Source organism: Paenibacillus sp. 01T431 (genome assembly GCF_056398625.1).
Genome location: NZ_JBFTPT010000022.1, coordinates 1 through 22,391 on the forward strand (window position 1 = coordinate 1; position 22,391 = coordinate 22,391).

Consider the following 22,391-nt stretch of genomic DNA (forward strand, 5'->3'; position numbering starts at 1 on the left):
ACAATCGAATCAGGTAAGAAGCTGCAAATGAATGCTGTGGCTGCTCCTAGCAACGCAACAAACAAAGCGGTCGCTTGGTCCGTAATAGATGGAACAGGTACGGCTGTTATTGATAAAACAACGGGTGAGCTTACTGCCGGCAATCCAGGTACAGTAACAGTCCAAGCAACAGCTGCCGATGAAAGCGGAGTTGTAGGCAGCACGATCCTTACGATTACGGCAGTCCAAGTCCCTGTTGCTTCGATTACGTTAACAGGTGATTCCAGCGTGCTGGTTGGTCAGACGTTAACCGTTGACGCGACCGTTGCTCCTACTAATGCGACGGACAAATCAATCGAGTGGTCTGTTGAAAACGCAACAGGCACAGCGACAATTAGCAAAAGCGGAGTATTGACGGGTGTTTCAGCAGGAACGGTTACCGTTAAAGCAACGGCTGCTGACGGCAGTACCGTTTTTGGAACAAAAATAGTTGAGGTTAAAGTAAGCTCTGGCAGCGGTGGCGATCATGGTAATCCGACACCTACTCCAGCGCCAACAACAAAGCCTGAAAAAACACCTGAACCAAAACCGACAGCAACGCCTGAAGTGAAATTTGATCAAAATGTGATTCAAGTGGAAAAAGTGATATCCAGCTTAAACAAGAAAGTAGAGGAAGCGAAAGCTAATCCTACTGATGTTGAGTTCAAAGACACAAAATCTCACTGGGCTGGGGCAACCGTTCATATTTTCGTGAAATTGGGGATTGTAAACGGATATGAGGATGGTTCCTTCCAACCTAACGCAAGTATTACCCGCGCCGAATTTGCTACCATTATTGCAAAGGTATTTGACCTCTCTGCGATGGGTGATAAAAATAAGCTAAGTGACGTTTCCGACCACTGGGCTTCAGCATCAATTGCTGCTTTAACTGAAAGCGGCATTATCTCAGGGTACGAAGATGGCACATTTAAACCAAACAAAGAAATCAGCCGTGCAGAAATTATTTCCATTATTTCTAAAATCATTGATCTTAAAGCTGTAAACACAGCTTCAGTGCCTGCTTTCACAGATATTGATGGAGCTTGGAACAAAGAGCAAATCAAGCAAGCAGCAGCGGCAGGAATTATTAACGGAGCGGGTAATGGACAATTTGCGCCAAACAAACCATCATCCCGCGCTGAAGCATTAACGATTATTTTACACACGCTTCAAACCAATGCGGACCTAAAAGCAATATTGGAAGCTTTAAAATAATAAATGCATAGTGCTTTCATACAAAAAGCCTGCCGTATGGCAGGCTCAGGCTGTCGAGAAAGTCTCGACAGCTCTTTTTATGTTGAGTTAATTTAATTCGACACAGATCTCGTTAAATTACTGACTGAAAGAATGATAAAGAATTGCTTTGTTTTATGGAAAATTATTCTCTTTTTCATTGGCTTTCCATAGCTGCAGACCAATCATATTTACATCAATAAAATCACTTTGCGCAATTCTTTGAACGCATCAAAGGACCCCTAAAATTTATAGGAACCTCATCAACTAAAAAAATTAACATTTGATGGGTTTTCTGTCGATAGAATAGGAGGGTATTATATAATAATTTGGAGGAATGTATCATGGATAAAAGTCCTAAATCATTTGTAGCTGCATTACTATTTTGTTTTTTCTTGGGAGGATTTTCCATACATCGGTTTTATGTCGGGAAAATAGGCACAGCTATCTTACAAATTATCACTTTAGGTGGATTGGGAATTTGGTTGCTGATTGACCTAATTATGATTATTGTAGGAAAGTTTACGGATAGTGAAGGCAGAAGAATCTCGGCATAATTTAATTACATAAAAAACTAGAGGGCTCCACCTGTTAAGGTAGAGCCTTTTTTTTCACTCAGTCGTTTGGGTGAAATTGAATATAAGAGGTATCCATTCCCCTCGTCTCCGCCATCATTAACACCATCCGCATGAGGATGGTTTTTTTTACATACATAAATAAAACATCGCAGCTGTATTTTGTTAATTTTGATATGAGCTTCGCAATTCATAACTGCAAATTCTTTCTCCCTATTCACTTTACTCAAATGCGATGCGGCCATAATATATGTATTGGAGTTTCAATTGCAAGCTAAGCGGGGATGCTAACGCTATTGAAATTATCGTAAAATAGTGGTTAGTGATACCATAGAAGTAGATTGGGAATAAAGAGGACACGATTATAATAGGGGTAAAGACAGGAGATGATCGGTTGAACGCTTCTTATTGGTTAACGAATGTAAGATTAGAACAGGGTTATGATATGGAAGATGGGCAGGTCTCTGGTACGAAAACGAAAATTTGTCATATACGAATTGAGAACGGTACTATTGCTGAAATTATAGGAACAGAACGGGATATTCAAAGTGAAACTGTTAAATATGATTGTAAAGAGTTATTGATGCTGCCTTCGTTCGAAGAGGCTCATATTCATTTGGATAAAACGTATTTCGATGGACCGTGGAAAGCGGTAAAGCCTGTATCAAGCATCTTCGAGAGGATTGAGGAAGAGAAAGTATTATTGCCTAAGCTCCTTCCAACGGCAAGACAACAAGCCGAAAGCATCTTAACTCTTATACAGGGATATGGGGCTACTCATGTTCGTACCCATTGTAATATCGAGCCTACCAGTGGACTGCAACGGTTAGAGGCGACTAAGCAGGCGCTAGATACATTTTCAGGTAAAATTTCATCGGAAATTGTCGCTTTCCCTCAGCATGGGCTTCTGCTATCGGATTCTGTTCAACTCGTAAAGCAATCTTTGGCAGAGGGAGCAACTCATGTTGGTGGAGTAGATCCATTCTCAGTGGATGGAAATATAGAGAAGTCACTGCAGACCATTGTAGAATTAGCGGTTTTGAATAATGCTGGTATCGATATTCACTTACATGATAGGAACGAAGCGGGCAAGCAAGCTCTGATGCGTTTAGTTGATCTGACCGAAGAGGCTGGTTTGCAAGGAAAAGTAACGGTTAGTCATGCGTTCTGGTTTGCAGGTGCGCAGCCACAAGAGGCGGAGGAAGTTGCTAAACGGATGGGATCGCTTGGCATGTCCGTTGCTTCGACGGTTCCGATTGGCAAGATGACGATGCCGCTCCCGATGTTAACTAAAAATGGAGTAGCGGTAAAATTGGCAACGGATAGCCTTACAGATCACTGGTCTCCCTTCGGGAATGGAGATCAATTAGATAAAGCAGGGCGATTCGCAGAATTGTATGGGTATAACGATGAATTATCACTATCTCAAGCCATCAGTTTCATTACTGGGGGGATAACGCCACTTGATTCAAAAGGTCAGCAGGTGTGGCCTAAGATCGGAGACGACGCGAGTTTTGTACTGTTGCACGCAAGCTGCACGGCTGAAGCGGTAGCGCGAAGAGCGGCGCGTCAAGCGGTATGGTACCAAGGGCGGCTTGTGAGTGGATCGTTGTAGGCATATTGTAGAGATATACGACGGCGAATTGTGATTTGCAAAATCGCAGTTTACCTCCACCATGCAAACCCACAACCTCAGCAGGTTGTGGGTTTTTGCTTTTTCTCAGATCGCTATGTGTCTGTGCAACACAGCGCTCTCCCTACAAGGAAGGATAAACCTGTAAAACAGCGAATATTGATTCATACTTGTTGTGAGGTGATGGAGGTGGACGGTAATCGCTCTATGAAGTCTACAAGTAGGAAAATAAGCTTCGTGTCTATGCTGCGCAATCGGTTTGTTTTCACCTCTCTTCGCAAACGAATCATGGTGTTTCTGACCGTTGGATTTGTAGGATATGCCATCTTAATGGCGTCTGTTTCCTATAATGCGATCTACACGATGCAGCGCGATAAAATCAAGACCTCTATGGCTTTTGATCTATACCAGCAAACGACAAAGTTGAATCAGATGTACAGTAACTTGCTACAAGTTACACAGCAGATGACACCGGAAGGTACGGTTGGCAACCTGATGGCGACGTATATCTCCACCGCGGACACGTATAGTCAGCGTCTTCTCTCACGCGATATCGCCTACAATATTGGATTAATTACTTTTTCGAATCCGGCTATGGAGCTGGTGATGTATTATAATCCCGCAAGCGGAAATGCTTCTTATTCGAATTTGCCGCTGCGCGGTGATTTTACGCTGCAGTCTTTGCCGAGTGTTGCTGGTACAGGAGAACTGAAATACCAATCCCCGCATAAATCCCTATGCCGATTCAGCGATGATCTGGTTATGTCGGTGACAAGGGAGGTTGAATTTTCAGATGGAACGAAATTAGTTGTTTATGTTGAAGCCAAGTCGGATATCTCCACCGTTATGAATTCGCTTACAGAAAGCTTGAGTATGCCCTATATGCTTGTTTTCACCGATACGGCGGGCTTGGTGACTTATAGCAGCAATTCAACTGCTTTTAGTGCTGGCCAGCGTCTCAGTCTAAGCGGGCAATCGGGAGTGACGGGCGGTTATGTATGGAACCGAATGACAGGTGATTACGGTTATGGCATCACGCTGCTGCTTCCTGTCTCCTTTTACAATCACGAGCTCTATACGTGGAAAAATCATATGTACTGGATTCTCGCCATTGCTCTTCTAATGATGTTTATGCTCACACTATTATTGCGGAGGATCATTAACAAGCCATTTCGACTAATCGAGAAGGAAATGAGGACGTTTGGCAAGGGATATATGGGTACCAGCCAATATCATACGGGGATCGATGAATTCGACCGGCTACTCGATCAATTCAATATTATGAAGCGACAAATTCAGCAGCTGATTATGGATGTGGAGAAAAAGGAAAAGCGCCGTCATCAGCTGGAGATAGAGAAGCTAGCCTATCAAATCAACCCGCATTTTCTGATGAATACGCTCAATTCGGTACGGTGGCTGGCGGTTATGCATAAGCAGGCGGAGATTGAGAAGTTTGTTTCATCGTTAATTTTTTTGCTGAACTATAACTTGGGTAAATCAGAGGATACGGCTACCTTCAGATCGGAAATAGAGGTCATGCGAACCTATCTGGAATTGCAGCAGATGAGGCATGATTTTGAGGTGAATCTGAATATTGCGGAAGGGGTTTATCTCGATAGTCCTGTCGCGAGGTTCATTCTGCAGCCCATTGTGGAAAATGCCGTCTGTCATGGCCTTGATGATAACGGCAAGCTGGAGATCAACATTTCGGCTGATGAAAAGGCACAGATGGTGCGCATTATAATCCGTGATGATGGCAAAGGGCTCAGCCATGAGACGCTTGCTTTGCTGCAGCGCGACACGCCGGATCAGCAGCAGACGGGTTGGGGAATTGGACTTCGTTATGTCAGGTCTATGCTGGAATCATCTTATGGCTATAAAGCTCGTATGAGTATAGAAAGTACTCCAAATCAAGGCACAACGGTTACTTTAACCCTTCCTTTTCTCCATCATAGAAAGGAGAGAGCGATTTGATTCGTGTATTAATTGTTGACGATGACAAGCTAGCGCGCAAAGGTTTGATTTCGATTATGCCTTGGTCCAATCACGATATGGTTGTTGTAGGAGAAGCGGCGAACGGCGCGAAGGCGCTGGAGTTTATGGAAAGTTATGAGGTGGACCTCATATTCGTAGATCTCTCGATGCCTGTCATGTCAGGTATGGAGCTGCTTCAAGTCACACGGCAAAGATTTCCGGATCTGCGTTCCGTCATTTTATCTTTTCACGAAGAGTTTGAGATTGTGCAAACGGCTTATCGCATGGGTGTGCTCGATTATATTTCCAAGGTACGCCTGGAATCAGAGGATGATGAGCAAATATTGAAACGAATCCAGCAGAAAATGACAGGAGAAATGAAACCTCTTTCTGCCAAGACTCCTGCGCAACCAGCGCCTACGCATGGCCCTGAGCAAAACCTGGAGGAAGAAGAGTGGTGCAGGCTGGAGCAGGAGTGGCGCTCACACTACTGGCTCTATAATGAATCAGTTTTTCAGCGGTTATGTAAACAGACCATAGAAGCTAAGGTTTCTTTTCGCCGTCTGGAAGGGTTATTTATGCGTGTGCTGTCACAAATTGAGCCCGTAATTCTACTCGCTGCAGAGCTCCGGTCTGATGCCGACGATGTCCGGTCTGCGGTTGAATGGATGCGCGATTACAGGAAACGTGTTTATGCGCAGGTTGCTTCATCCTCCGATTTTACCAATACGACAACCAGCATCCTAAAGGCTGTGTTATTTATTTGCGAGAAGGCTTCAAATACGCTGCATGCCGAGGACGTCGCTGATCATGTGCACATGAGCCGAAGTTATTTTAGCCAATGCTTTAAGAAGCTGACGGGTTCAACGTTTAATGAATACTTAAGACAAGAGCGGATAAGAGCGGCAGAGCGTCTGCTGTGCGAAACCAATCAGTCGATCGCCTGGGTTGCTCATGCCGTAGGCTATAACGATTCCAAATATTTCTCCCAGCTGTTCCATGAACAGACCCGTCTTTTACCCTCCGAATTTCGGGCCCAGTTCCACAAGGGGGAGGAATGACTACAACGGATCGAACAAATATCTACCTTGGCCTTGTATCTGGCGCAAAACACGGCACATCTGTCTGACTTTTTTTCCTAACTTCCAATGTACAATGAGAAGGCAAGAAACTAAGCAGTTGCTTACGAAGTAAGAATTGCTTGGCCATTCTTTTGAGGAGGGATTAGATGAAAAAGAATATGGCATTGATGCTTTCCGTCGTATTACTTGCTCTGAGTTTGACAGCATGCTCTTCTTCCAACAATTCATCGAATAATTTGAAAGCGTCTTCAAATCCAGACTCAAACTCTGCAAGCCCAGCACTATCGGGAGATGACCTGGCCTTCTCCAAATTTCCGAACCCTGTTGATGTCCACATCGGCATGGTGGTGGATCCGACAGACAAAACGCTGCCGGAAGGCGACAGTGTAAGCAACAACCAGTACACGCGCTACCTTAAGGAAAAGTACAACATCAATGTGATTGTGGATTGGACTGCGGCCACCGGCAACGATTTTAAGCAGAAGGTCAGCTTGACGATCGCATCGGGTAAGCTGCCGGATGGTATGGTCGTCGACGACCGCTCCTTCATGACCAAAGCGGCAAGCTCGGGACTGTTGTATGATATCACCGACATCTTCCAGCAATATCAGTCTTCACAGGTGAAGGATATTATGGCAAGCACTGATGGCCGTGCATTGGAAAATGCCAGCTACAAGGGCAAGATGGTTTCGCTCCCGAACATTACGGTGGATACCGACGGCGTTCATGTCTTATGGATTCGCAAGGACTGGCTTGATAAGCTGCAGCTGCCGGTGCCGAAGACGGTGTCCGATGTCGAAAAGACGGCGAAAGCGTTTGTTGATAGCAAGCTAGGCGGGGACAAAATGATTGGTATTGCCGGTCCTTCCAAAAATACGTTCCCTTATTCTACCTTCCTCGTCTCCTCTAACAATATGGGAGGATTTGATCCGATTTTTGGCGCGATGGATGCGTATCCGGGCTACTGGCTTGACAATGGCGACGGATCGGTAACATACGGAACGACGACAGACAATACGAAAAAAACGTTGGCTTTGCTGGCTGACTGGTACAAAAAAGGGCTTATTGATCCTGAAGTAGGTACCCGTGACAACGTAGGGGATCCGATTAATGCCAATCAGGCGGGGATTTTCTTCGGTCCATGGTGGAATGGCGGCTATGGCAACGGGGACTCCTTCAAAAACGATCCGACGGCTAACTGGCAGGCCTATCCGGTCTATTCTGACGATAACAAATGGAATGTGCATATGAAAACGACGGGCAGCACCTACACTGTTATTAGCAAAAATGCCAAACCGGATGTCGTCAAAGCCATTATGATCATGAATAATGCGCTTGTACGTGATGAAGCGACCTTTAATTTGTCGGTTAATGTAGCTTGGTATCCGCTTCGCAACGTTATGGCCGCGGCCAATGAGACGGAATATGAGTATGCAGAGCTTCTGAAAGTACTGAAAGGCGAGACCAATCCAGAGGATTATAATAAGCCGAACAGCTTGTACAAGCTGATGTATGCGGATGCGAAAAAGGTAAAAGACGTCATTAAGCCTCCGTACGACGATCTAAATGTCAGCAACTTCAGTACAGCTAACTTCGGAGACTTCCAGCGCTTGTACTCCATCATGATTGGTGATCGTCCGTTCACAACAATTCCAATTGATAAAAAGATCTTTAGCGTTACCTATAACCAAACTTCAACGATGGAAACGAAATGGGCTAACCTGAAGAAGATGGAGGATGAGACCGTTATGAAAATCATCCTTGGCCAAGCGTCCATCGACTCTTTCGATAAATTCGTGAAGGACTGGAAGTCTCAAGGCGGAGATGAGATCACAGCGGAAGTCGCCGAGCTTTTGAAGAAGTAACCGAGCATACTCTTGCAGAAGGCGCTGTCGGTTTTAAGTGCCTTTTGCAAGCTTTGTTATCCTGATAGGGAGACGGGAGGCTAGCCTTAGTGAGAAAATTAGGCCATCAGAAACACTATTATTTGATGCTGTTGCCGGGTATGGTCTGGCTTGTGATGTTCAGTATTGTGCCTATGTTTGGAATTCTGATGGCCTTTCAGGATTTCAATCCGGGAGCGGGGCTGCTTAAATCCGAGTGGGTGGGGCTCGAAAACTTCAAGTATATGTTTCAGCTTAATGACAGCAAGACGGTTATTGTTAATACCTTTATCATCGCAATCGGCAAAATCGTGCTTAATCTGCTCATTCCGCTCATCTTTGCCATATTGCTGAACGAGCTTCGCAGCATGCGCTACAAAAAGCTGGTGCAGACTGTCGTTTACCTGCCGCACTTTCTATCGTGGGTTATTATGTCAACGATTGTAATCGGAATTTTTGGCTATTATGGCGTTGTTAATACGGTTTTTGGAATGTTCGGCTTCGATCCTAAACTATTTATGGCGGATGCGGGGATTTTCCGGCAGCTCATCATCGGTACTGATGTGTGGAAGGAATTTGGCTTTAACGCAATTATATATCTTGCGGCGTTAACAGGCATTAATCTCAATCTATATGAGGCGGCCGCCATTGACGGTGCCAATCGCTGGCAGTTGATTAGGCACGTCACGCTGCCTGCACTGTCAACCACGGTTGTCTTGCTGGGCGTCTTAAGTCTAGGCAACGTGCTGAACGCCGGATTCGATCAAGTGTATAACCTTTATAACCCGCTTGTGTATTCAACTGGAGATATTTTGGATACATGGGTGTACCGACTGGGTTTGCAAAATCTTCAATTCTCGCTCGCGACGGCGGCAGGTTTGTTCAAGTCGGTCATTAGCTTTGTGCTGATATTCATATCCTATCGTCTGGCGTATCGCTATGCCGATTACACGGTATTCTGAGGGAGGGCGCTGCATTGGTCAGAAATACAACGTTAGGCTCACGGACGTTTGAAATTGCCAATATCGTCGTCCTCGGCCTTTTGCTTATTAGCTGTATTTACCCGCTTTGGTACACCTTCTGTGTATCGATTTCCGAAAAATCCGCTGCTAATGCAGGCTTGGTTACGCTTTATCCCATTGGCTTCTCCTTGACGCCGTATAAGGAAATTATTAATGACGCCCTCTTCTTTAACGCGTTCTGGATTTCCATTCAGCGCACCGTGCTCGGTACAGGTTTTGCCTTGCTGATGACGGTATTAATGGCTTACCCACTGGCAAGGCCTAAGAGGGATTTTAAAATGCGCAATACCTTTATGTGGATTCTTGTCTTTTGCATGCTGTTTAACGGGGGCTTGATTCCGTGGTATCTCACTATTCAAAACTATCATTTGATCGATTCGATTTGGGCGTTAGTACTTGGCGGAGGAGTGCCGGTATTCGACGTGATCCTGATTATGAACTTCTTCCGCAATTTGCCGAAGGAGCTGAATGAGGCGGCGGTAGTCGACGGTGCTGGTCCTTGGTCAGTGCTGTTTCGGGTATATATTCCATGCTCCTTTCCTGTACTTGCTGCAGTAGCGTTGTTCCTTAGCGTTTATCATTGGAACGAGTTTTTCAACGGGTTAGTGCTAATGAACACTGCGGCTAAATATCCGCTTCAAACCTATATCCAGCAGCTGGTCGTAAACATTCCAGTTGGCACCAATCTGACTCCTGAACAATATAAGAAGCTGTCCGAGCTGTCTAATCGAACGCTAAATGCGGCCAAGGTTTTTATAGCTATGGTACCAATGCTGATCGTATATCCTTTCCTGCAAAAGTACTTTGTTTCCGGTATTATGCTGGGCGCGGTAAAAGAGTAAGGCTGTGCCTGTGAGGAGGACGTGCCACTGTTCATTCCACTCATCAAACAGTTTGAGCAGCACACTTCGGCGAATTATGGCTTTGCACAGCCATGGTTCGCCACCAATACCATGAAAAAATCCGACCTCGTGTGGTCGGATTTTTTGATTTTTCTGTTCATGCTAGTAGGGCAAATCTGTTTTTATAAGCTCTGCTTGCGAAGCTTGAGCACGTGAAGCCCGACGACCAAAAGCCACCCAAGGTAGGATACGATTAAGAATCGTCCGAATAAACCTGCAAGCACGTCAGGAGTGAACTGTCCATCTTGCGGAATTTGAATTATAAATAGCGCCATTAAAACAAACATAATTCCGCTGGTGGTTAACAGTCGTCCGCGAATGGGCCTCCAAGCTTCATTGCGTACCAATGCAAAGCTGATTAAGAGAGCGGCGACAGGCGAATAGTCGAGCGTGGCGCCAATGGCATGCATTTTACCGCTGAACGTTGCAGCATCCGGACTCACCGATATAGGGTCGGTCACAAAAATGCCTGCTATTAAGATACCTGAGACACTTAGTCCAAGGATAACGAGCCCGATATATCCCAAGACGCTACGAATTTGTGAGAAGATTGCAATTCCGGCGCTTATGAGACTTACAGCGAGCAATATAAATGCAAAATGCATCATCCAGCCGAAGTTACCTAATGCGTACTCGCTGATAAAACGCCAAGTCGGATCGAATTCAGGCTCTAAGAGGTGTAGGCAACCCAGGATCAAGACGAAGAGTAATCCAGAGACAATAGAAAATCGTGCGGCATTAGATGACATCGCGGATATAGGTTTTGCAATCAATAGTGGTTTAGCTGATTTCGTATTCTCTAATGGCAATAATCTCGTCATTTTTCTTCTCGGACGATGTCATAATCGACAATCGTCTTCACTAGAATGCTCGGAGCCATCACGACTGCCGAATGATCCTGTCCGGGCAGCGTTTGGGATTCAACAAAAGGCAGCAGTTCGGTAAGTGCTTTGGCTGACTCGTGAAAGAGCGGTTCGCTGTTCTCGCCTGTCATAATTAACGTGGGAACATTTACTTTCCATCGGTCGGTTGGAAGCGGTTTGCCGGATTGCGTGTCACCCATAATCATGCCATCATAGGCGATTGTGTGAGACGTGCTTTCCATCGCCTGCCAAGAAGGATCGGCTTTCATGTAGCCAATATATTCTTCTGGAATACCGAGAGCCTCCGACATGAAGTATTCGACCGCTTCGCTGCGTCTGCCTGCTTGGTTTAGCGTGTTCAAATGGTGAACATATTCTGTAGGCAAGGGTTTACGGCTGTCATTAATAATGAACGGCGGTTCGTAAAGATACAGCTTCGACACCTGGTCTCCTAATCGACTCGCTGCTTCAAGGGCTAACACAGCGCCGGACGAGCTTCCAAACAGGCAAGCACTGCCGCCGGCCTTATGGATTAGAGCCTCAATATCCTCGACTTCGCGTTGGACGGAATAAGGCGAGACATCAGAGCTTTGACCGCGACCACGGCGATCATAGTTGTAAACGGTGTAATGAGTTGCAAGCAGCTGGGCAAGCTGGGCTGCATCGCTATGGTCGGCCACGGCCGGTGATATTAGGATAACGGCAGGTCCATTTCCTAGCTTTTCATATGCGATCTTTGTTCCATCCTTTGAAGTAACTGTATCCATAATTCCTCCCGTCGACGTTTCTAAGTATTCTTCAAGTCGGTCAAATGCATCATTGAAGCCTTCAATCATACCCATTGCTTCGGCATTTTCCAATTCCTCGGCACTTGCGAATCGTGTGACAATACTAAGCTTTGTGCCATTTGTTGTTTGCTCGAATTGAACAGTCGTTAGCATCTCGCTGTTCTCTACGACATTCCAGTCTTTGTCGGTAAACGAGTCGGTATATACTAGTGTAAAGGGTTCAGTAACCTCTTGGTAAACAGCTTTGCAGAAAGCCTCTTCCCCGATAATGTCATCTAATTTGAGACTATAACGCCAAATACCGCCGGGTCTTACATCCATTTCAAAGACGGTGGTTGTCCATAATTTAGGACCCCACCAACGCGTAATATGTTCCGGTTTTGTCCAACCCTCCCAAGCAAGCTTGGGAGGCAATGCTAATATCCGTTCGATGGTAAGCTCACGAAGTTCCCGGTTTTTATGGATTTTTGTTTTTGATCGCATCTTCATTCATCCTTTTTAGATCATTTTCTAGTGCGTCAAATCGATTATTCCAAATGGTTTGGTGATTTCGAACATTGCTGCGATAACGCTTGAGATAAAAGGCTAGCATTAATCCTCCTTTTTTTTGTAGTCGAGCATATAATCCTCAAAATGATCGAGACGCTCTTCCCAAAGGATACTAAATGAGTCAAACCACGCATCCAGATCCTGAAAGGGCTTTGCTTCGAGGCTATATATTCGCTGTTGTGCCTTGTTGCGGGAGCGCACCAACCCAGCCTCGCTCAAAATTCGTAGATGGCGAGACACTTGCGGTTGACCGATATTGAGCGCTTGGACGATCTCGCTCACCGATCGTGGTGCTTTTTTTAATAACTCAACAATGTTAAAGCGGTTCGGCTCGGCGAGTGTAAGTAATGTTAATTGCATAGTGTTTGTGTTCATGCATTCAATATATACTTAAGTGTATATACGTGTCAACGTATATAATAAATTTAAAAACTCATACATTGGTTGGTAAGTCGTAATACATGTCGAATAATTCAATCTACCGTTACACTATTGGAGATTTATATTGGAGGAGATAGCATTTTAACTGGAAGGATATTGAAGTCACCAAAGCGAATTATTTAACGTTGCATGTTTTGAATCGGGGTTTAAAAACAAGAGATATACTCGTGGCTGGTGATATGAGTTTGCACCGCCTATCCCATCTGCGATTTTAAAATAGGAGGTCGTTTGAACTAACGGATAGGTTAGCGGAGCAAATCGTAGTGTATTATTTTGTGGTAATTGTTCAAAGTGAGGTGTCTAAACAATGGAACTGGTAAATAAAATTGAAGTCGTAACGATGAAGAGTGAGTATTGTAAAGTTGAACATCACACTATTGTCATTGATGGTACTCCTCTGGATTTATTGCTTCATAATTACTATCCTTCAAATAACCTTCTAGGCATGGTCCCAACAATTATTGAATGGGTCTACGATTTGAAAGAGAAAGAATGTATTAAAGAAAGGTTCAATTCAGTAAGCAAAGAGGTTGTTTTGCCAGTACTAATGTGCCCAGATGATTGCGATTTAACGTGTACAGTAATTGTTGCAAATGTAATTAAAGCGGATGGGTACATTATCTGGAAGAAACTTGGTATTGATATGAGTACAAGGGAAGATATGCTTCTGGGATGCGAAGGAATTGGTTCAAAAGTTAATTGGCTTGATGAGATCCCTATTATGACTTTTGAGGAAGCGCAATATAGCTCTCATCTCAGAAAAATTTACGATTAAGCTAACAGGCAGAATAATCTAACTATCTGACGAAAATATAGAAAAAGAGATCGTTTCTAAGGGGATTAGTATGTGCGAACAGAAGAAATGACGGTCAAGAAACTAGTATTAGTGGTAGTTGTCCTTAACATAATCGTGGGCATACTGAGTGGATGTGGCGATAGACCCAATCCCCCTGAGAATATACAGAAGGCAGGAAAGCAAGTGGATATTTACGTTGATGGGAATGAAATTCTTATTACTAACAAACCTTTTATAGAGGGACGAAGATTGTATCTTCCTCTTGATTCGGTACTTACTGCCATGGGTTGGACTTATAATCAAGAAAAAGATGGATCATTAGCTATCTCTTACAAAACATTAAATGGAAGTGGTACGACCTATATGCATGATGAGTGGGAAGATACGCTTCGACTAGTTGATGGGCATATTTATATTCACTCCAAACGATTAAGTGGTTTAACAGATTCAGAAATTGTTTTTAATGCTGGGACAGGTAAAGTTATGATTACGACATCTCCAAACCCTGGCGAGGTCACAGATGAAGACAGGGAGGAATTGCTCGCATGGCAAGCGAAGCAAGAAACTGTAGCAGAGAATACAATGAGTGCAGAAGAAAGTGAGCAGATCAATTACGGAAAATATTCTGATCTGGATATATTCAGCGACCTGTACTCCTTGGATAAGGAACTTGAAGAAGAAGGACTGTCGTTATGGGACGAGCTCGGCTTTTACGGCGGTTATTACCAGAGCGAGTATGGGAATACTCCTTGGGATATCATTTCGTTTGGGTGGACGGGTGGAGATGGCGAACACTACGGCTTCTTAACGGAATTTGGATCTGTCCCGGATTTAAATAATGCCCCTATTGTAAGAGTTTCTCCAATGGGTGGGGATGAAGCTGGAGAAGTCATTGCCAACAATATTAGGGAGTTTTTGAGCGTAATTGCTATTGACAGTACTTTTATATATATGTCGTTTGAAAGTGATGAGGCCTACCAAAACTACTTACAAGAGGAAGAAGAAGCGCAATATGAATGGGCACCAACCGAGGAAGATCAAGCAAATCGCCGTAAGGTCATGTCCAGACTGGTAGATGCGCTAAACCTACCAAAAATCGATCATCCATATACATACCTTGATCGAGTGAAAGCAGCGAGGGAAAAACGAATCGTTGTCGCTACTCCTGATGGACTAGGGGTAACCAATGTACATCCTGGAGATAAAGGTCAGCAACACGAAACACTTCTGGTGGATGATGATTTGGAAGCTGAAGAATTACAGGGTTATTTAAAGCGGGCTACCTATGCTGGCAAACTAGCATTGATACGTACATTTAACGCAAAGGGCTTTCATAGCGAGGAAGTCGAAAAAGTAATGGTAGAAGAAATGACCATACTGGGACTAACCGATGAGATTGCCAGAATGAACGCATCAGCTTGGTAGATGTTAAAGATACAATGTTAAGAGAAAGAACTTAGCCTTTAAATGATTTTTTTATTACGAGGGTGGGTAACGCTAGTTGAATAGAACATATTAATGAGCAGGCGCTGCGGAACCTGCTCTCATTTTATATGAAGCTTACTAGCAGGCTAACTGAAATAAGTTACTACGAAATGGGTTGATTCCGTTTTGAAATCGAAAGCGAGCAAATTTTTTTCGGAGAGACGGTCGAAGGACTAGAAGAAATAGTGAATCATCATGGTGGTTTAAAAGGGATACAACATGAATGTTGAACCGAGTGGCAATAGTGATTAAGTATGAAATATGATGAAGTATTGATAAATCAGCCGAAACAAAAGCTAAAAATTGTATTCGTTCGTAACATATCAATTGCATTTTCGTCTAAAGGTTATACTGAATAGGGGTGAAAATGTTGAAAAAGTTAGTATTAGGAGTAGCCTTATTAATTTTCGTATGTGTATTTGCTGGTTGCAGTTCCTCGTCAGACGACAAAAAGGGGAATTACATTATTGCAAAAGAAGAGCAAAAAATCTTAGTAGCGAAGGACATCTCTTGGAAAGATGCAGAAAGTATGGATTTTGAAACATTTAAAAAGAATGATATTGAATTAATTAATTATATTGTTGAGGATACTCTGCTCTACAACGAGCTGGAAATAGGTGAATCAGTTAATGTAACTCCCAAAACGAATGATAATAGTGAATATGTTGTAATGCAATCTTATCCCCCACAAATTATAGCTGGTAAAATAGAAAGGCAGAAGCACTAGGCAGATTATAGGTCATTAAGTTTTTGCTATCTGTAGGATAAAATACAGGTAGAAATCTTTTATAATTATTTAGTAAATTGAAAATAGGCATTCTCGTTGGTAATATAGGCAAATAAGCATGCGATAGGAGTGAATGGTGTCGTGATTATTGTTGTTCTTAATCAGTTGAAAAAATAACTGAATATATGAGGTTTGGCTTAATTGGAGGTGATCGCAGTTATGATCTGCATACCTGCTATTTGGCTGAACTCGTACATTAAGAACAATAGCAATATCATACGCCCTTACTCTAACGCGACTTATGTGCGCGGTAATTGTATTCTTATATCAGGTATAATGAAATTCATTCCTGTGAATAGGGATCGCTTAGGAGATTAGAGGCTGCAGATGAAGCTATGTTCATCTGTGGTCTTTTTTTCGTTCTCGGATGTCTTGTGGAGAGATATCAAACGGCAGTAATTCGTGTTTTCATTCTATTATTTTGAGAATTTACAAGGAGGTATGGAGTATGCAATTAAACAATTGGTCTATGGATACCATTAGTTATGATTTATCGAAGGAATATTCTATTCGGAAGGCGGAGCCAGAAGAATGGGGATTGTATTGTTCTGTATATTATAATATGCAATATAATGGTTTTTTTAGAGAAGAAAGCTATGCAGCATCGCGAAGAAATTCATTTTGGATTTATAAGGGAGAGAATAAAATCGGTGGTGTAAGAATGGCGCCCAACGTAATCTACCATTTGTTTTTTATTCCTCCTTTTAATGATGCATTCAAGATATTGAAGCTGCTTAAAAAAATAGTAATGCATTGGTCTGACAGAACGCAGCCAATTAAGACTTTTGAGGTTCTTCCAGATCAAGTTCAATTATTTGCGAGGGCAGGCTTCTGGGCGGATGAATTCAGATGCCGTTGGATGCAGCGTCCTACAGATCATTTCGAAGTGATCTGGGATGATAATCTAATTATTAAAAGTCCCCAAATTGAAGAAAACGAGATGGGAGCTAAGCGATTCATCAATGAAGATGACATTGCTCATTGTGACTATGAAAGCTTTAAAGGCGGATTTGAAGCAGTAAGGAGAAAAAAGTTTTCTTTAGAAGATTTTATTCCAAATGAAGATCCTAATTATTCGAATGACATATTAGTTCAGGCTTCAACACTAATCTATGATAAGAACTCTGGTCAGCTCATTGCCAATTGTCGTCTTTGTCTACAAGATAACATGGCAGCAGTATATAGTATCGGTGTAATACCTGCTCATAGAGGAAGAGGGCTGGCTACACTTATGCTGCAAAGAGCGCTGAGTATGCTGAAAAATAAATATTCAATTCTACGATTGTATGTGATGGAAGGTAATGATGCAGAATCTGTTTATTTTAATCTCGGGTTCGTGCCCGGAGTACAGGAGATACAAAATATGTATATACCTGCGCAACCATAGCGGGGTGACCGTTTGATTGTTTCGATTTTTCTGATTTTTTAAAGTAAATACTTGAAATGTATGGTATGGTATTTTGTGGTGAATGTCATACCATAGGGGCTGTGTAAGAATGATAGGGGATACGACGGAAAAAGAGCGGACGATATTTGATCATGCTGGAAATACAATTAAGACAGAAGATCGAGAGATTCGTATTCTTGCCAAGTATGAGGAGCCATTGGTTGTCGTACTAGGAAATGTGCTTAGCGATGAGGAATGCGATGAGCTAATTAGACATTCTAGGGAACAATTGCAGCGTTCAAAAATAAGTGGAGATCGTGCAGAGAACCAAATTAGAACGAGCAGTGGAGTATTTTGTGAGGAGAATGAGACGATTACAAAAATCGAAAAAAGATTCTCTCAAATTATGAATATTCCCATTGAGCATGGCGACGGCTTGCAAGTTTTGCTATATACCCCTGGCCAAGAGTATCAGCCACATTATGATTTTTTCGCAGAAACAAATCGAGCAAGTGCTAACAATCGAATTAGTACGCTTATAATGTATTTGAATGATGTGGAGGAAGGCGGAGAAACGGCGTTCCCTCTGCTTAATATTTCAGTTTTTCCTAACAAAGGCATGGCTGTTTACTTTGAATATTTTTATAACAATAATGAAATAAATGATTTCACCTTGCATGCAGGTACACCGGTGATTAAAGGTGAAAAGTGGGTCGCGACGATGTGGATGAGAAGACAGGCGCTGCGCATTTCATAAAGAGTGATTTGGAAGCAATGAATATAAGGAATCATACTACTCACAGCAATCAAATCATTGCGCTGAGGCGAATTGTCGTTGTACTTTGGCGCAGTTCGCTTCCACAATGTGAAACCCCGACCATAAGAGGTCGGGGTTTTTGCTTTTTCACTTATTAAGCAGCCATTTTAATTTTTAATGAATAGGTTGATTACATCACTTAATACCCTCGTAAGTCACTTTAAACAGGTATTACAGCTTCAGCTTTCTAATGCCTCTAGGCAGCAGATCATTGTGGGTTCGGGCAAAAAGAATTTAACTTTCTCCTACTTATAAATCCAATAACAAAGAGACCTTCAGGCATCTCTTTTTTCCATTTATAAATTCAAACGGATAAATTAGTAAGATTTAGGAGCTTGTTCGGTTATTCTCTGATAAAATTAAGCATAAGGAGTTTAATATCTATATTTTAACGATGTAGCTGTGTTGATAACGATGCTTCTTAAAAAGTTGAATTGGAGTAAGTTACTGTAATAGCAGGGGAAGTGTGAACGTTGGATAACGGGAGATTTTTGAAGCTGTTTGGGCTTATTGGCGGTGTTGCGATTCTGAATATTGTTGTGTTGTCACCTGGGCTTCTAGGTGTGGATATAGGAGGTGAAAGTGTACTTGAAACGGCTTCAGGCGTAACGTTATTGGTTGTAAGCCTTCTTGTTATGTTATATGGGAGTTATAGTTTGCTTTTTAAACCGCCAGTTGCGCTGCCTGTAAAAAACATTACAACGCGTGAGGATTATATTGCAGCGCTTCAACCGTATCGACATGCAAAAGATCTTAAAAATGATATGGCTCTTGCTTTGGATCAGCTGGAACGCATAGATAAGAAGAAGACCGCCTTGACCGAGGTTCTGAGCCAGCGATTTGATCAGACGGAATTAAGCTATAAGAAGTTCGATTCGGTTATTTATGAGGTTGAGAAGCTGTTCTATCTTAATATTAGAGGTATTCTCAATAAGCTTAGTGTATTCAATGCCTCTGGATACGCCAACTTCACAGGCCAACAACAACCCGCGGGGCTATCTAACAAGCTAGTACAGGAAAAAACAAATTTATACAAGGAGTACTTATCCTACGTGACGGGTTATCTTCGTGCGAATGAAGAAATTTTGCTTAAGCTAGATAAATTATTATTGGAAATATCGCTGTTAAACAGTACCGACTACAGAGATGTTGAGGAAATGTCATGCATGAAGGAAATCGATATATTAATCAAGCAGACTAAATTATATAAGCATGGAGAGGGAGACGGATATGGCAGGTAAGGGGAAAGCTTTTGTAGTGATAGGAGCTATTGCAGTGTCTGTTTTTTTGCTTGTTTATTTAGGCATTAGCTTAACTTCAAATTTAGGTAAAACAAAGACGCAGATCACGACGGAAGATGCAGCAAAAAAGCTTGATAAATTATATAAAGATGTGTCTGTGAAAACGATAGAGCCAATCAAGGGTCAAATCGATCTCGATCCCGCGTCAATTGGTGATTCCTTACCCGATATTTCGAAGTTTCCGGTTTCAGTAACGAATACAACGGACAGCTTTGTAGAGATTTTCTCATCCACAGAGAAATCAGGAACGGGTGTTGATGGCTGGTTAAACGAGGTGGCTGAAGAATTCAATAAATCCAATACGACGGTAAATGGAAAGCCGGTTTCGGTCATGATCCGCAATATTGCTTCGGGAACTGCTACCGATTATATCAGATCAGGCAAATATATACCGGATGCTTTTACTCCTTCCAACGAGCTGTGGGGAGAAATGGTGAAAGTGGATGGCATCCAAGCTGTGCTGGTCTCTAAGCGTCTTGTTGGCAATGTTACTGGCATTGTAGCAACGAAGGCGAAATATGATGAGCTGGTCGATAAATACGGTTCTCTGAATTTAAAAACAGTAACTGATGCTATCGCGGATAATGAGCTGGCTATGGGGTATACAGATCCATTTGCCAGTTCTACAGGGCTAAACTTTCTGGTGACTGCCCTCGGAACCTTTGACAGCTCCAATCTGCTTGGGGAGAAAGCGGTTCAAGGCTTTGAGAAGTTCCAGGCAAATGTACCTTTTATTGCTTCTACCACGCTGCAAATGCGTGAGGCAGCTAAGACAGGTATGCTTGATGCTTTTGTTCTTGAGTATCAAACCTTTGTGAACGCAACAGATTTCAAAGCGGGTTATGTGTTCACCCCTTTCGGTGTCAGGCATGACAGCCCGCTTTATGCTTTAGGTGATTTGCCAAAGGATAAGCTCGACATTATTCAGAAGTTTGCCGATTTTGTGGAACAAGAAAAATATCAGAAATTAGCGGAGCAAAAGGGTTTTAATGGCCTCAATGAATATAAGTCTGAGCTTGAAGCGGTGGATGGCAGTATTCTGTCTGCTGCCCAGAAGCTGTGGAAGGAGAAGAAGAACGGGAGTAAACCGATTGCGGCTGTGTTTGTAGCAGACGTATCAGGGAGTATGGGTGGTGAGCCATTAAACCGTTTGAAGGAATCGCTGCTGAAAGGACAAAAGTTTTTGGGACGGGACAACAGTATTGGATTCGTTTCTTACTCCAGTGATGTGGCCATTAATCTTCCTATAGGGAAGTATGACACGAATCAGCAGTCGATGTTCGTTGGGGCCATAGACAGCCTTCAAGCCAGTGGAGGAACAGCTACTTTTGACGGTATTGTGGTGGCAATGAAAATGCTTCAGGATGAGATAGCCTTGAATCCGGATGTGAAGCCGCTAATCTTTGTGCTCAGCGACGGGGAAACGAATGAAGGGCATTCGCTTAAAGATATTAGAGGACTGATTGAGACGTACAAGATCCCGATCTACACGATAGGTTACAATGCGAACATCAAGGCGCTTCAAAGTATTTCGAGCATCAATGAGGCGGCCAGCATTAACGCAGATACAGAGGATGTTGTTTATAAAATCAGCAATTTGCTCAACGTTCAAATGTAAGGATTATCAATGAGGAGGGGCTTCAATGTCATTTTCTATGGAAGTGATTAGTGAGGAAAAACTGAAATCAGCAATGGAGGAGCAGGTTAAGCCCGAGCCAGAGGAATTAACGCAGCTGAAGGAGCTGGCTTTAAATAATGTTTCTACGATTTTGGCATTGGATATCGAGTCATTGGAGAAACGGAGGGCGGTCTTGCAATCCATCGATAGCTTCGGGATGAGCTCCATGCGGTCATCCTCGGAGAAAAATGCTCTTTTGCAGGTTTCTGTAGGGAACTTATCAAAAACAGGGGATGAAGGCGGGCAGGTAGCCAAGGGTTTGGCGGAGCTGCATCTTCAGTTAAAAGATCTAGATCCCAGCGTCATAGATTTTGCGAAAAGTGGCGTTTTAGGCATGTTGTTTAACCCTTTGCGGCGTTATTTTGTAAAGTACCAGAAAGCAGATGCTGTCATTTCGGACATCATAATTTCTTTGGATAAGGGAAAAACGGTATTGAAAAATGATAATACAACCTTGGAAATTGAGCAGCATGCTCTCAGGGAGCTCACTAAAAAGCTTCAAAAGGAAATCCAACTGGGTGTGTTAATGGATTCGGAAATTGAATCGCAGATCGAAGCAGCTAAACTGCGTCAAGAATCTGAAGACAAAATCCTGTTCATCACAGAGGAAGTTTTGTTTCCTTTGCGCCAGCGTCTCATGGATTTGCAGCAAATGCTGGTCGTTAATCAACAAGGGATTATGGCAATTGAAGTTGTCATGAGAAATAATAAGGAGCTTATGAGAGGGGTAGACAGAGCAAGGAACGTTACCGTTTCTGCCCTGAAAATTTCAGTCACAGTGGCCAGCGCACTCTACAATCAAAGGATTGTACTAAAAAAGATTGAGCTTCTCAATCAAACCACGGACACTCTCATCAGCGGCACTTCAAAAATGCTGAAAGACCAAGGCGCAGCGATCCATAAGCAATCACTTGAAACAAATATTTCAGTCGACACGATGAAACAGGCTTTTGTTGATGTGCTGTCGGCGTTAGATTCAATTAGCACCTATAAGCAGGAGGCGCTTCCTCGTATGCGTGAAACCATTAGTCAGTTCAGAGAACTGGCAAATGAGGGAGAGAGCAGAATTTTGCGGCTGGAGAAGGGGCAAAAGTTAGGCTTGTAAATTGCACGATGAGGAGGGGAGACGCCCCTCTAATTAAAAGAGTTGATATACTAGTAAGCGCATCATTTCAGT

20 protein-coding genes are annotated in these 22,391 nt (G+C 43.0%); 16 read left to right on the forward strand and 4 right to left on the reverse strand.

All coding sequences use genetic code 11. From position 1 onward, the window contains the following. The 8 genes from AC1DM9_RS29350 to AC1DM9_RS29385 form a co-directional block, all read left to right on the forward strand. On the forward strand, positions 1–1,233 hold a 1,233-nt coding region (locus AC1DM9_RS29350), incomplete at its 5' end, for an S-layer homology domain-containing protein (RefSeq protein ID WP_477583623.1). Positions 1,234–1,595: 362 nt separating this feature from the next. Continuing rightward, positions 1,596–1,808 (forward strand): TM2 domain-containing protein, encoded by a 213-nt coding sequence (locus AC1DM9_RS29355; RefSeq protein ID WP_339206070.1) that lies wholly within the window; start codon positions 1,596–1,598, stop codon positions 1,806–1,808. Positions 1,809–2,220: 412 nt separating this feature from the next. After that, a complete protein-coding gene (locus AC1DM9_RS29360; RefSeq protein WP_477583625.1) occupies positions 2,221–3,441 on the forward strand; it encodes an amidohydrolase in 1,221 nt (406 codons plus the stop codon). Positions 3,442–3,666: 225 nt separating this feature from the next. After that, a complete protein-coding gene (locus AC1DM9_RS29365) occupies positions 3,667–5,433 on the forward strand; it encodes a sensor histidine kinase (protein WP_477583626.1) in 1,767 nt (588 codons plus the stop codon). Continuing rightward, on the forward strand, positions 5,430–6,494 hold the full coding sequence (locus AC1DM9_RS29370) for a response regulator transcription factor (RefSeq protein WP_441881198.1): 1,065 nt from the start codon (positions 5,430–5,432) through the stop codon (positions 6,492–6,494). The genes AC1DM9_RS29365 and AC1DM9_RS29370 overlap by 4 nt, the downstream gene beginning before the upstream one ends. Before the next feature lie 167 nt (positions 6,495–6,661). Beyond that, positions 6,662–8,380 carry an extracellular solute-binding protein gene (locus AC1DM9_RS29375; RefSeq protein WP_477548830.1) on the forward strand — a complete coding sequence of 573 codons (1,719 nt, stop codon included), beginning with the start codon at positions 6,662–6,664 and terminating at the stop codon, positions 8,378–8,380. Positions 8,381–8,469: 89 nt separating this feature from the next. Next, a complete protein-coding gene (locus tag AC1DM9_RS29380) occupies positions 8,470–9,360 on the forward strand; it encodes an ABC transporter permease (RefSeq protein WP_076270718.1) in 891 nt (296 codons plus the stop codon). Between the two features lie 14 nt (positions 9,361–9,374). Next, positions 9,375–10,262, forward strand: coding sequence for a carbohydrate ABC transporter permease (locus tag AC1DM9_RS29385; RefSeq protein WP_076270717.1), 888 nt, complete (start codon positions 9,375–9,377; stop codon positions 10,260–10,262). Positions 10,263–10,444: 182 nt separating this feature from the next. Here AC1DM9_RS29385 and AC1DM9_RS29390 read toward each other — a convergent pair whose 3' ends face one another. The 4 genes from AC1DM9_RS29390 to AC1DM9_RS29405 are packed head-to-tail and all read right to left on the reverse strand — an operon-like array spanning position 10,445 to position 12,882. Beyond that, the gene (locus AC1DM9_RS29390; protein WP_477548831.1) at positions 10,445–11,143 is read right to left on the reverse strand and encodes a DUF998 domain-containing protein; all 699 of its coding nucleotides are present in this window, start codon (positions 11,141–11,143) and stop codon (positions 10,445–10,447) included. After that, complete coding sequence (locus tag AC1DM9_RS29395) at positions 11,140–12,456, reverse strand: alpha/beta fold hydrolase (protein WP_477583629.1); 1,317 nt, start codon at positions 12,454–12,456, stop codon at positions 11,140–11,142. Before AC1DM9_RS29395 ends, AC1DM9_RS29390 begins: the two co-directional genes overlap by 4 nt. Continuing rightward, the gene (locus AC1DM9_RS29400; RefSeq protein ID WP_477548833.1) at positions 12,431–12,565 is read right to left on the reverse strand and encodes a hypothetical protein; all 135 of its coding nucleotides are present in this window, start codon (positions 12,563–12,565) and stop codon (positions 12,431–12,433) included. The genes AC1DM9_RS29395 and AC1DM9_RS29400 overlap by 26 nt, the downstream gene beginning before the upstream one ends. Continuing rightward, positions 12,565–12,882, reverse strand: coding sequence for an ArsR/SmtB family transcription factor (locus tag AC1DM9_RS29405; protein ID WP_430056135.1), 318 nt, complete (start codon positions 12,880–12,882; stop codon positions 12,565–12,567). The genes AC1DM9_RS29400 and AC1DM9_RS29405 overlap by 1 nt, the downstream gene beginning before the upstream one ends. 388 nt (positions 12,883–13,270) lie before the next feature. Between AC1DM9_RS29405 and AC1DM9_RS29410 the strand changes: the two genes are divergently transcribed. The 8 genes from AC1DM9_RS29410 to AC1DM9_RS29445 all read left to right on the forward strand — a co-directional run bounded on the left by AC1DM9_RS29410 (position 13,271) and on the right by AC1DM9_RS29445 (position 22,319). Then, the gene (locus AC1DM9_RS29410) at positions 13,271–13,738 is read left to right on the forward strand and encodes a hypothetical protein (protein ID WP_477548834.1); all 468 of its coding nucleotides are present in this window, start codon (positions 13,271–13,273) and stop codon (positions 13,736–13,738) included. Between the two features lie 72 nt (positions 13,739–13,810). Continuing rightward, entirely contained in the window at positions 13,811–15,184 is a 1,374-nt protein-coding gene (locus AC1DM9_RS29415) for a hypothetical protein (protein ID WP_477548835.1), read from the forward strand. A 427-nt stretch (positions 15,185–15,611) separates the two neighbouring features. Further along, complete coding sequence (locus AC1DM9_RS29420; RefSeq protein ID WP_477583705.1) at positions 15,612–15,971, forward strand: DUF3221 domain-containing protein; 360 nt, start codon at positions 15,612–15,614, stop codon at positions 15,969–15,971. Positions 15,972–16,479: 508 nt separating this feature from the next. Further along, positions 16,480–17,418, forward strand: coding sequence for a GNAT family N-acetyltransferase (locus tag AC1DM9_RS29425; RefSeq protein ID WP_441881189.1), 939 nt, complete (start codon positions 16,480–16,482; stop codon positions 17,416–17,418). Positions 17,419–17,527: 109 nt separating this feature from the next. Next, positions 17,528–18,175 carry a 2OG-Fe(II) oxygenase gene (locus AC1DM9_RS29430; RefSeq protein ID WP_339206093.1) on the forward strand — a complete coding sequence of 216 codons (648 nt, stop codon included), beginning with the start codon at positions 17,528–17,530 and terminating at the stop codon, positions 18,173–18,175. A gap of 533 nt (positions 18,176–18,708) precedes the next feature. Further along, positions 18,709–19,476 carry a hypothetical protein gene (locus tag AC1DM9_RS29435; RefSeq protein WP_477583631.1) on the forward strand — a complete coding sequence of 256 codons (768 nt, stop codon included), beginning with the start codon at positions 18,709–18,711 and terminating at the stop codon, positions 19,474–19,476. Next, complete coding sequence (locus AC1DM9_RS29440; protein WP_477583633.1) at positions 19,466–21,154, forward strand: vWA domain-containing protein; 1,689 nt, start codon at positions 19,466–19,468, stop codon at positions 21,152–21,154. The genes AC1DM9_RS29435 and AC1DM9_RS29440 overlap by 11 nt, the downstream gene beginning before the upstream one ends. 25 nt (positions 21,155–21,179) lie before the next feature. After that, positions 21,180–22,319 (forward strand): toxic anion resistance protein, encoded by a 1,140-nt coding sequence (locus AC1DM9_RS29445; RefSeq protein ID WP_339206099.1) that lies wholly within the window; start codon positions 21,180–21,182, stop codon positions 22,317–22,319. Positions 22,320–22,391: the final 72 nt, after the last annotated feature.